This is a genomic window from Clostridium mucosae, assembly GCF_024622765.1.
Lineage (GTDB): Bacteria > Bacillota > Clostridia > Clostridiales > Clostridiaceae > Clostridium.
The window spans coordinates 58,428-70,804 of the sequence record NZ_JANKAF010000009.1 but is presented as its reverse complement, the minus strand read 5'-3'; the positions used below and the strand labels follow the sequence as shown (position 1 = coordinate 70,804).

Here is a 12,377-nt window from a genome sequence, read left to right as displayed (position 1 = left end):
GGCAAAGAAGAGATGAAGATAGAAATAGGAAATTTGTACTTTTTAATATTGATTCCAATTATTTTTGCCTTTATGTATTATAGCTTTAAAAAATATAAACCATGGAGTAAAAATGAAATTGCAATATTTATAAGTAGAATAGTGATTTTTACACTTTTAATATTTGCATTTGGAAATATAACTATAAATTTAAAGGGAAGAAATATATCAACTGTATTTTTACTAGATGTATCAGAAAGTACAAGTGACTTTGAAGAATCAGGGAAGGATTTTATATCTACAGCTATAGAGTCAATGCCTAAAGGAAATAAAGCTGGAGTAGTTTTATTTGGAGATGATTCAAAAATTGATAAAGTGTTAAATAAGAAAAAAGAATATAAATCTATAGACGAAAAGCCAGTTGTAACAGCAACAAATATTCAAGAAGCAGTAGAAAGTGCTTTAGGATTATTTGAAAGAGGTGGCTCTAAAAGAATAGTTTTAATAACTGATGGAGAAGAAAATCAAGGCGATATATTAAAATCTATACCGTTAATTAATGAACAAAAAATAGATTTTAAAATTTATAAGATTACTGGAGAAAAGGGAGAAGAAATCTACGTTGATAATGTTAAAGTACCAGATAATATATCAGTAGGCGAGGAGTTTTCAGTTTCTATTGATATAAAATCAAATTATGCAACAAAGGCTAAGCTAACATTATTTTCAGGAAGAAATAAAGTAGGAGAACAGCAGGTACAAATACAAAAAGGAAAGAATTCTTTTGTATTTAAAGATAAGCAAAGTTCTGGTGGATTTAAAGGATATAGAGTTTTAATAGAAGCAGATGGAGACACAAACAAAGTTAATAATGAATTTAGTACTTTTACAAACGTAATGGATAAGCCTAATATTCTTCTTATTAATGGAGTTAAAGGTGATTCTGAAGCTTTAGAAGGAATATTATCAAATTCAGGTGCTAATATTAAGAAAATAGCTCCAAGTGGATCACCAAGTACTTTAAATGAATTATTGGAATACAAATCAATAGTTTTAAATGATGTTCATAGAGATGATTTGAGCAATGGCTTTATGGATAATATAGAAGCTTATGTAAAAGACTATGGTGGTGGATTAATAACCTTTGGTGGTGAAGATTCTTATGCTCTTGGAGGATATAAAGATACTTCACTTGAAAAAGTATTGCCTGTTTATATGGATAAGAGAGGAAAAAATGAAGTGCCTGCAATAAGTATCAATTTAATAATAGATAAATCAGGTAGTATGAGTGCTGAAGGTGGTGGAGTTAGTAAATTAACTTTAGCTAAGGAAGCTGCAATGAAGGCATTAGAAAACTTAAGAGAAGTAGATGAGATATCAGTAATAGCATTTGATGATACTTATGATGAGGTTGTGCCTCTGCAAAAGGTTGGCGATAAAGAAGCTATAAAGGAACTTATATCTGGAATTCAAATAAGAGGAGGAACATCAATTTATCCAGCACTTGAACAAGGTTATAATATGCAAATGCAAAGTAGTGCAAAGATAAAGCACACAATATTATTAACTGATGGGCAAGATGGATATGGATTTGATAATTATGCTAATCTTCTTCAAAACTTTAATGATAATAATATTACTTTATCAACAGTTGCAGTTGGTGAAGGTGCTAATACTGATCTTCTGAATCAGCTTGCTTCAATAGGAAAAGGAAGAAGTTATTATACAGATATATATACTGATATTCCTAGAATATTTGCAAAGGAAGTTCTTTTATCAGCAGGGACATATATAATAAATGAAGAATTTACCCCTAAGATATTAAGTAACCATGAAATATTAGCAGGAGTTAAAACATCAGATGGAATTCCAAGTTTACTTGGATATATAGGAACCTCTATAAAAGAAAATGCAGTTGAAATATTAAGCTCTAATCATGATGAGCCAATACTTGCAGCTATGCAATATGGAATAGGAAAAACAGTAAGCTTTACATCAGACGTTAGTGGTGAGTGGAGTAAAAACTATTTAGCTTGGGAGTATGGTCCACAGCTTATAAAAAATATGGTTTACTTTACTATTCCAAAGTATGGAGAAGAAGGAAAACTTAATATTAGCCAAGAAGGAAATGAAGCAAAAGTAGAATTTTATAATGATAAGATATCTAAAGATGCAAAGGTTAAAGGGATATACAATGGTGAAAATGGCGAAGAAGGGGAATTCGAATTAAGTCAAGTTGAGCCAGGAAAATTTGAAGCTAATATTCCACTAGACTCATTAGGATTTTATAATTTTAGTATAAGAGAAGAGGAAAGTGGAGAGGTAAAAAATAATTATAAAGGAGCATTTGCTCTTCAATATTCAGATGAATATAAATTTAATACTAATGGAGAAAAGTTAGATGTAGTAGTTAAAGAAACAAAGGGAAGTTTTATAAACAAGCCAGAAGAAGTTTTTGAAGGAAAGCTTCAAAGAGAATATAAAAAGATAAATTTAACAACTCCATTAATAGTAATAAGTATTTTATTATTTATGCTTGATATAGCTTATAGAAGATTAAATATAGATTTAGTTAGATTTTTTAAGAAGAGAAAAGATAAAGTTAAAAAAGAAAAAGTAGCTAAAAATACTAATTCTATAAAAAATAATGAGATTAATATAAAAGAAGAAAAGAAAATTATTAAAGAAAATACTATATCATCAGAAAATAGTAAGTCAAAAAATAAGGTTAATGTTAGAATGAATGTTGAAGCTTTGGAGCAAGATTCAACTAAGGAAAATGAAAGTAAAGATAAAAAAGATAAAGAAAAAGATAATAAAAAATCAAAGAAAAAGTTAGATAAAGAAGCTCCAAAGAAAGAATCGTTAGATACAAGTGCTCTTCTTAAGAAAAAGAGCGATAGAAAGAAGATATAGTTATAAAGGATATATGATTTTTGTATTTAAATCATATATCCTTTATTTTTTTACTAGTAACTATAAAAGAATTAGAAAGTCATCTTTATTATTTTAAGATATATTAATTAAATAGTTTTACAAATAAAAAATAATATATTTTTTTATATTGTTGATAATATTAAAGAAAAGTTTAAAATTTTTACGTTATTGAATTTGCTATTTTGTTATGATAGTATTTTTTCTTGTATGTAAAAAAGGAGAGAGGATAATGGATAAAAAGAAGATAATATCAAATACAATAATATTTATATTTATTATTTCCTTTATTAGTCTTTTTAAGGTTATGTTTGGGCAAGAAAATACTTTAGTTGGAGTTACAGTAATAACTGCAGCACTAACTTTGATGGAAAGAGATTTAACTATAGCACCATTTAAAAATTTTATTAAAGTATTACTTGTAAATTTATTTAGTTTACTTTTTTCAGTTTTAGCAATTCAAAATATATGGATTGGAATATTTATAAATTTTATAGCACTATTTATAATTGGATATTTATTTAGCTATAATTTAAAAAAATCTATTGTTGTTCCATTTGGACTTCAATATTTCTTTATGTTGTTTTATCCAGCCTACGGAGAAGTTTTATTTAATAGATTTTTATCATTGATTTTTGGTGCTGTATTTGTAATGATCGTACAGTTTGTAGTAAATAGGGATAGAATATTTACTACTGGTGGGAAAATATTAGATGGAATTAGTGGAATGACTTTATCTAAAATTAGACTAATAAAAGAAAATAAAAATTTTCAAGAAGAAAATATTAAAATAGGTGAATCTATAAATTCCTTAAAAAGAATAATATATGATAAGAGAGTTCAGGATTACTATTTAACTAATGATGCCAGTATATCAACTGATATTTTGTGGGCTTTAGAGCGTATAAATATATTATTAGATTCAATAAATAATTTAACTAATAAGGAAATATACGGTTCACTATTAGATGATATTTATAGGGAAGTTGAAATTATAAAAAATAGAGATTTTACTTCAAGCAATATAAATATATTTAAAAATAAAATGTATGATAAAGAAATAGATAATTATTATGTAGAAGAGTTCACTAATTTAATTAGATGTCTAAATGATGAATTTGAGCATATTAGTGATTTAAATAGGAGAGAAAAGGATTCTATAAAAAGAGATTATGAAATTCCACATCATTTTCATAATATATATATTCACAAAAAGAACTTTAATATAGATTCTGCAAAAGTAAGATATTCAATAAGACTTGGAATAATTGGTTCAATAACAGTATTTTTAACACAATATTTTAATTTGTCAGAAGGGCGATGGATGGCATTTACAATTTTTTCGCTAATTCAACCTTATTCAGAAATATCAAAAACAAGAATTAAGGAAAGAGTTGAAGGTACTTTAATTGGAGTAGTAATTGTATTAATTGCTTTTAGTTTAATAAAAAATCAGGCAGCAAGAGGAGCTATATTGCTAGTAGTAGGATATTTAAACCCATTTGCAAATGGATATAGAAATACTATTGTTCTTGTTACTATATCTGCAATTGCATCTGCTGCTATTACAGGCGGTACAATTAAGCTTGCTTTATATAGAATAATATTTGTAATTGTTGGAGCAGTATTAACAATATTTGCAGATAAATATATTCTTCCATATAAAATTAAAGATGCTAATAAATATTTAGTTGAAACCTATGATTCAATAATAAAGCAAATGATAGAAGATTTATCAAAAGTTCATAGTGATTATAGTATAAGAAACTTATACTTAATAACTGGATTTATAGAAGATAAAATGAAAATCACTATGTTCCAAAAGGAATTTCTAGGAGCCAAGGAGTTTCTTGAAAATAGAAAAATGTTTGTAAATAATATATATGATTGTTATATAAATATGAGTAATGGGAATGAACTTGATTATAATAAGCTAATTAATGGATTTAAGCTTCAGTAGATGTAGTAAAAGTATTAATGAAAATAAACACAAATAAAAGAAGCAAGATTACTCTTGATTCGTAGTAATATAGTAAAAACATTAGTGAAATAAACACCTTGTATAATTAGTAGGCTAATTAGAAGGTGTTTATTTTTATAGAATATTTTAATTAAATAGTATATTAACTTTAAAATAGTTGTAGCAAAATGAATTATAGTGAAATACTTATATAGTAACAATAATTTAATAGGAGAAAACCATATGCAAATGATGGATATGCTTTTTAGGGGCCTTATGGGAGGCGGAATGCCTAATATGGGTGGAGGCGGAAATCCACTAGGCGGATTAGGTGGAGGAGGAAACCCACTTATTAATATGCTATTAGGTTCTATGATGGGTGGACCTATGGGTGGACAAAATCAAATGAACGGTGCAAATAATAATCCTTTATCTATGTTAATGAATGGAATGGGAGGAATGAATGGAGCAGGTAATGGAATGAATGGTCAGGGAAATGGTATGAACCAATTGTTAAGTATGCTTATGGGCGGAAATGGTATGAATATGCCAAATCAAAATGGAGGAAATACTAACAATAGAGGAAATGCTGGTTCTCAAAATCCTAATGCAAATAATCCCTTATCAATGCTCATGAATGGATTAGGCGGTATGAATTCTGCAGGAGCAGGAAATCAGCAAAGAAGTTCAGGTAATGGTAGCGTAGATATGAACCAGTTAATGAGTATGTTAATGGGTGGAGGCAGTCAAAATAATCCTACTTCAAATAATAATGCTAATAATATGAATAATAATGGAAACCAACAAATGGATCCATTAGCTATGCTTTTTAATGCTATGAATGGTGGCGGTATGAATAATAATGTTAATTTAAATTCAAATAATCGTAGAAGACGTTCTTCACATAGTAAACACCATAGAAGTAGAAGATAATTTAATATTTAAGCATTAAAGTAAGTATTAGCTCAACTGAGTTAATACTTATTTTAAATTACTTAACATAATATAAAAGTTTATAAAAGAAATATTTTACATGGAAAAATTAAAAGACTTTATAATTCTTAAGAAAGATGGTATTCTATATAATCGAGAATAAATTTATAGGAGATTAGTAGAGTTATGGCAAGAAATATGACAAAAGATATGACGACTGGAAATCCAGTTAAATTAATACTATTATTTTCAATACCACTACTTATAGGAAATATATTTCAGCAGTTTTATAGCATGGTGGATACTATCATAGTTGGTAGATTTATAGGTGTAGATGCACTAGCAGCAGTTGGATCTACAGGTTCTATGTCATTTTTAATAAACGGTTTTGTTGTTGGCTTAACAAGTGGATTTGCTGTTTTAGTATCTCAAAAGTTTGGAGCTAAAGATGAAGAAGGCTTGAAAAAAGCAGTGGCAAGTGCATTAGTATTATCTGTAATAGCAACAATTATAATTACTTTAGTAAGTGTTGTACTAGCAAAACCTTTGCTTCATTTAATGAATACTCCAGAGAATATAATAGATGATGCAAATTCATACATAATAATAATTTATGGAGGAACTATAGCTACAGTAGTTTACAATATTATAGCAGGTATATTAAGAGCTTTAGGAGATAGTAAAACTCCATTGTACTTTTTAATAGTTGCTTCTATATTAAATATAGTTCTAGACATAGTATTTATAGTTAACTTTTCAATGGGAGTAGCTGGAGCAGCGTGGGCAACAATTATTTCTCAAGGAGTTTCTGGATTACTATGTATAATTTATACATACAAAAAATATAAGATTTTAAGATTAAAAAAGGAAGATTTTAAAGTTAAGAGTAGGGTTTATAAAAAACATTTAAAAATTGGAACTCCTATGGCTCTACAATTTTCTATAACAGCTATTGGTATTATGACAGTTCAAGGAGCTTTAAATGTCTTTGGTTCTTCAGCTATTGCAGCTTATACAGCAGCATCAAAGGTATTACAAATAGTAATGCAACCAGCTATAACTTTTGGTGTTACTATGGCAACATATTGTGGACAAAACCTAGGTGCTAAGAACTATGCACGTATAAAACAAGGTGTAAAAAAATGTACTGAGATATCTGTAATTACAAGTATTATTGCAGGTATAATATTAGTATTTGGAGGTAAATTCTTCGTAGGATTATTCATTGAAAATCCAGATGCAAGTATTTTAGCATATGCTCAAGAATGTCTTAACTATTCTGCTATATTCTTTATACCATTAGGGCTAATATTTATATATAGAAATGCACTTCAAGGTATGGGGGAATCCTTTGTTCCAATGATGGCAGGGGCTTTCGAGCTTATAGCAAGAGCAGTGGTTGCTTTTGCATTACCTAGTTTTATAGGATATACAGGAATATGTTTAGCTGACCCAGTTGCATGGCTTTCAGCATCAATTCCACTTGGAATTTATTATTTTAAAAAAATGAAATCTATTGAAATTTAGCTGTAGCAATAGATAAAAGAAGAAAAATGTAAGATAATTTTAGTTTGTTGAAGGTTGTAGTGAAAACTACAACTTTTTTTGATATATTTTTATATAAATATATTAAAAATAGTGATAATTAGCGTTAATTTACTAATTAAAATAAGGGCAGGTTTGGCATTATAAAATATGATATAATACTTAACAAGTGCAGTAATTGTTGATGAGAAATGAATAATTTAATATAATAAAGGTAATAAATTAAACAAAAGATAAACGAGGAAGAAAAGATAATGAGTGAAAATATAAAAAAGGATATTCATCATATACATGATAAGAGCTATAAAGATTTATATTCGAAAAAGGAGATAGCAGTAGATTTATTTAAATCTTTAGTAGATAAGGAGTGGACTAAGTATTTAGTTGTTGAAAATCTAACTTTAGTAAATAAATCATATATAACAGCAGATTATGAAGAACTAGAGTCTGATATTGTTTATAAAGCTAATATTAATAATACCGAAGTATATTTTTATATACTTTTAGAATTTCAATCAACAGTAGATTATAGAATGCCTCTTAGACTACTTTTTTATATGTGTGAAATATTAAGAGAACATACTGTTAATGCAAAGCATAAAAAGTATGATAAAAATATAAAAATACCAGCTGTAATCCCTATTGTTTTATATAATGGAGAAGAAAAATGGGAAGTTCCAAAAGAGTTTAGAAAAATGATTTACAATGAAGAACTTTTTGGAAGTAATATTTTGAATTTTACTTATGATGTTTTTGATATAAGTAATGATGAAAAGTTTAATAAGGAAAATCTTGTAATAAGTCAAAATGTTACATCTGCAATATTTTTATTAGATCAAAAGGTAGATGCTTTAGAATTTTTGGAAAGAATAAAAGTTATAGCGTTATATTTTAACTCACTTTCAGAAACTGAAATTAAAGCAATTAAGAATTGGATTAAGAATACCGTAGTTAAAGAGTTAGCAGATTCAGCTATAAAGATATTAGAAGCGGATAAAATGGAGGTTGAGCTTATGGTTGCAAGAAATGCTTTTATATTAGAAGATATGAAAGACAAGGCAAAAGAAGAGGGAAAAGCAGAAGGAAGAGCAGAAGGAAGAGCAGAGGCAAGAAAAGAGTTAGCTATAAAATTACTTGATATATTAGATGATGAAATTATTTCAGAAAAGACAGGATTAGATATTGAAACAGTTAAGGAGTTAAGAAAATTAAATCATTAATTTAAATAGTAAGTGGGATATAAAGCACCTACAAGCACCCTAAGATTCATAAACTTTTAAATTGCATAGAAAAGTAGTTATTTTTGTTTTAAACAAAAATAACTACTTTTTACTATTTTAAGTTATTTTCACATGAATTATCAATTATACATTTTTAATTCTTAATTGTGCGATAGCACCTAAAATCCTCTTTTCTTTGCTTCAACTCCACTTTCATTAAGAGCAGGTTCTTCAACTGTAAAATTATATGAACTATTTGCTTGTTGATTTTGAGTTTTTGTCCCATTTCTTAGTACATTTTCTTTTGAATGAGTTCTTTTGTTATCATTTTTCATAAATTTTCCCTCCTAAAATAATATTACCTTTATAGTATTAGGAGATTAATAAAAATTATTAGTTCATTAAGGTAAGAGGAAATAAATTTAATATTATCCATATTTTGATTTCTAAAGGGTATCACGTTTTGTTATATCCTTTTAAAGTATTGAATTTACTGCTTTTGAGGGCTTATTAAGTAGTTTTTTTATCTATTATTTAAATATGCAAAAAGCGATAAGTTTTAAAATTTTTAAATAAAAAATTAATTTAAGTAATGATATATATTAAATTATGTACTTTATTATAATTAGAAGATATAACCATTATTTAAGATAGTAATATAGCATTAAGAATTTTGATTGGGCGGGTGAAGTGAGTTATAAAAATTTAGTCATCTTATATATCTTAAATTTAGAATTATGTTAGAAATTATATAAAAATCGGAAAGTTAATACATATCATTAATTTTAATTCCAATTTACAAAAAATAAATGATTTAATTGATTTAAAATGTTATAATCATTAGACGTAACGTTAATATTGATATGTAGGGGATTAATACGAAGATTTCAAGTATCAATTGTCAATTTTAAAAAAGTGGGTGTTTAAATGTCAAATAACAGATTTTTACCAATCAGTAAAGAAGATATGCAAGAACGTGGATGGGAACAATGTGATTTCATTATAGTAACAGGGGATGCCTATATAGATCATCATAGTTTTGGAACAGCAATTATTTCAAGAGTATTAGAAGATGCAGGATATAAAGTTGGTATAATCCCACAGCCAGATTGGCATAGTACAGACGATTTTATGAAGCTTGGAAGACCAAGGCTTGCTTTCCTAGTTAATGGTGGGAATATGGATCCTATGGTTAACCATTATACTGTAAGCAAGAGAAGAAGGGAAAAAGATCTTTATACTCCTGGTGGGAAAATGGGAGCAAGACCAGATAGAGCTACAATAGTTTATTGTAATAAAATAAGAGAAGCTTATAAAAATATAAATATTGTTATAGGTGGACTTGAAGCAAGTTTAAGAAGACTAGCTCACTATGATTATTGGGATAATAATGTAAGAAATTCAATACTTATAGATAGTGGAGCAGATCTTATAACATATGGAATGAGTGAAAAGCAAATTGTAGAAGTTGCAAATGCTTTAAATGATGGATTTGAAGCAAAATACATAAGGCATATAAATGGAACTACATATACTATAGATTCATTAGATGAAATTTATGGTGATTATAAGTTATTACCTTCAAGAGAAGAAGTTACAAAAGATAAAATGAAATATGCAGAGGCTTTTAAAATACAATATGAAGAACAAGATCCTGTAAGAGGGAAAGTACTTGTACAAAAGCATGGAGATAGATATGTAGTTTGTAATACTCCAGAAATGCCTCTTACAAGAGAAGAATTAGACAAAGTTTATGCACTTCCATACACTAAAGAATGTCATCCTATATATGATGAATTTGGTGGAATTGCAGCTTTAGAAGAAGTTAAGTTTAGTATAGTAAGCTCAAGAGGATGTTTTGGTAACTGTTCATTTTGTGCAATTACTTTCCATCAAGGAAGAGCAGTTCAAAGTAGAAGTGAATCATCTATATTAGATGAAGCTGTTGAAATAACTAATCTTAAAGATTTTAAGGGATATATACATGATGTTGGAGGCCCAACTGCAAACTTTAGAAAACCAGCTTGTAAAACACAGCTTACTATAGGTGCATGTAAGAGTAAACAATGTTTAACTCCAAAGCCATGTAAAAACTTAATAGTAGATCATAGTGAATTCTTAGGATTACTTAGAAAGATAAGAAAACTTCCTAAAGTAAAGAAGGCATTTGTTCGTTCAGGATTAAGATATGACTACATAATGGCAGATAAAGATGATACTTTCTTTAGAGAACTTGTTGAACACCATGTTAGTGGACAATTAAAAGTTGCTCCAGAACACGTTGCAGCTAATACTTTAAAATATATGGGTAAGCCTTCCGGTGATACTTATGATAGATTTAGAGAAAAGTTCTTTAAGATTAACAAGCAATTAGGTAAAGAACAATATTTAATTCCATACCTAATGTCAAGTCATCCAGGTAGTGGATTAAATGAAGCTATAGAATTAGCTGAATATTTAAGAGATACAAAATATCAGCCAGAGCAAGTTCAAGATTTCTATCCAACACCAGGAACATTATCAACTGCTATGTTCTATACAGGAGTAGATCCTATAACTGGTGTAGAGGTTTATATTCCAAAGACAAGAGAAGAAAAAGCTATGCAAAGAGCACTTCTTCAATTTAAAAATCCTAAGAACTATAACTTAGTTCATGATGCTTTAGTCAAAGCAGGAAGAGAAGACTTAATAGGAAATGGTCCTAAATGCTTAATAAAATCAAAAGCTGATAGATATATGGCTAAGATGAAAAAGGAAGAAGCAATAGCAAGGGGAAGTTCTAATAGAGGTAAACAAGGCTATAAGTCAAAATCTTCTTCAAAGTCATCTTCAAAAATGAATAGTAAATCAAATTCAAAGTCTACAAATAACAAAGGTGCGGCAAAAGAAAAATTTGGAGATTTTAAAGGTAAGGGATCAAAGTCAAGAAATAGCAAGAGTAATAGTAGAAAAGGTAGATAAAATTAAACTACTACAATAATCCTATAGCCAAAGGGGAATAAGGAAATGAAAAAGAGTTTTAGGATAGATGAATTCATATTAAAATATCCACAAGTAGAAGAGATAATAAAAGAAAATAATATAGACATCGAAGTTTTAAATGATATTTATAATGATTTCGTAGATTATGAAGTTTCTTATGAGAATCAAGCAGATTTTATATCTAATATTTTACGTTCTCAGCCAATGATTCATTCAGTGAAATCAAGGATAAAAGATCCAGATAGATTAATTGAAAAAATCATAAGAAAAACTGAAGATAGAAAATTAAAATATGGCGAAGACTTTCAATTTACTTTAGATAATTATAAAAATGAAATAAATGATTTAATTGGAATTAGAGTTATACATATATTTAAAGATCAGTGGCAGGATATTCATGAATTTATCACTAAGACTTGGAAGGTTATTGAAGTTACTGCAAATGTTAGAGAAGGAGATAATACTAAAAAGTTTGAAGAACTAGATATTGAGGTTAGATCAAGAATATCAGGATATAGATCAGTTCATTACTTAGTTGAGTTTTATCCAACTAACGAAAAAGTTATAGCTGAAATTCAAGTTAGAACAATATTTGAAGAAGGTTATGGTGAAATAGATCATAGACTTAGATATTCCCATGTAGAAATACCAGAAATACTAAAATCAAATCTTCTTTTATTTAATAGAATTGCAGGAAGCGCTGATGAAATGGCATCTTTGATAAATGATTTAAGTAAAGAATGGTTTAATAAAGAAGAGGAATATTTAAGAGTAATAAAAGAGCAAAAAGAAGAGATAGAAAAATTAAGAAGTTTAAAATAAAG

General features: G+C 27.7%; 8 protein-coding genes. 7 read left to right on the top strand and 1 reads right to left on the bottom strand.

The genetic code is table 11. The features are described from left to right. The first annotated feature begins 12 nt into the window (after positions 1 to 12). The 5 genes from NSA50_RS11265 to NSA50_RS11245 all read left to right on the top strand — a co-directional run bounded on the left by NSA50_RS11265 (position 13) and on the right by NSA50_RS11245 (position 8,571). Positions 13 to 2,895, top strand: a complete 2,883-nt coding sequence (locus tag NSA50_RS11265; protein WP_257445187.1) for a VWA domain-containing protein — start codon at positions 13 to 15, stop codon at positions 2,893 to 2,895. A 250-nt stretch (positions 2,896 to 3,145) separates the two neighbouring features. Next, entirely contained in the window at positions 3,146 to 4,873 is a 1,728-nt protein-coding gene (locus NSA50_RS11260; protein WP_257445184.1) for an FUSC family protein, read from the top strand. A gap of 243 nt (positions 4,874 to 5,116) precedes the next feature. Continuing rightward, the gene (locus NSA50_RS11255) at positions 5,117 to 5,806 is read left to right on the top strand and encodes a hypothetical protein (RefSeq protein ID WP_257445182.1); all 690 of its coding nucleotides are present in this window, start codon (positions 5,117 to 5,119) and stop codon (positions 5,804 to 5,806) included. Positions 5,807 to 6,004: 198 nt separating this feature from the next. Continuing rightward, a complete protein-coding gene (locus NSA50_RS11250; protein WP_257445296.1) occupies positions 6,005 to 7,333 on the top strand; it encodes an MATE family efflux transporter in 1,329 nt (442 codons plus the stop codon). Between the two features lie 272 nt (positions 7,334 to 7,605). Further along, positions 7,606 to 8,571 carry an Rpn family recombination-promoting nuclease/putative transposase gene (locus NSA50_RS11245; RefSeq protein WP_257445180.1) on the top strand — a complete coding sequence of 322 codons (966 nt, stop codon included), beginning with the start codon at positions 7,606 to 7,608 and terminating at the stop codon, positions 8,569 to 8,571. 179 nt (positions 8,572 to 8,750) lie between these two features. On the opposite strand, the gene NSA50_RS11240 is transcribed toward NSA50_RS11245, so the two are convergent. Then, positions 8,751 to 8,906, bottom strand: a complete 156-nt coding sequence (locus NSA50_RS11240) for a hypothetical protein (RefSeq protein WP_008677115.1) — start codon at positions 8,904 to 8,906, stop codon at positions 8,751 to 8,753. Between the two features lie 592 nt (positions 8,907 to 9,498). Here NSA50_RS11240 and NSA50_RS11235 point away from each other — a divergent pair. After that, positions 9,499 to 11,532 (top strand): YgiQ family radical SAM protein, encoded by a 2,034-nt coding sequence (locus tag NSA50_RS11235; protein ID WP_257445177.1) that lies wholly within the window; start codon positions 9,499 to 9,501, stop codon positions 11,530 to 11,532. Positions 11,533 to 11,577: 45 nt separating this feature from the next. Then, the gene (locus tag NSA50_RS11230; RefSeq protein ID WP_257445175.1) at positions 11,578 to 12,375 is read left to right on the top strand and encodes a RelA/SpoT domain-containing protein; all 798 of its coding nucleotides are present in this window, start codon (positions 11,578 to 11,580) and stop codon (positions 12,373 to 12,375) included. Positions 12,376 to 12,377 lie beyond the last annotated feature (2 nt).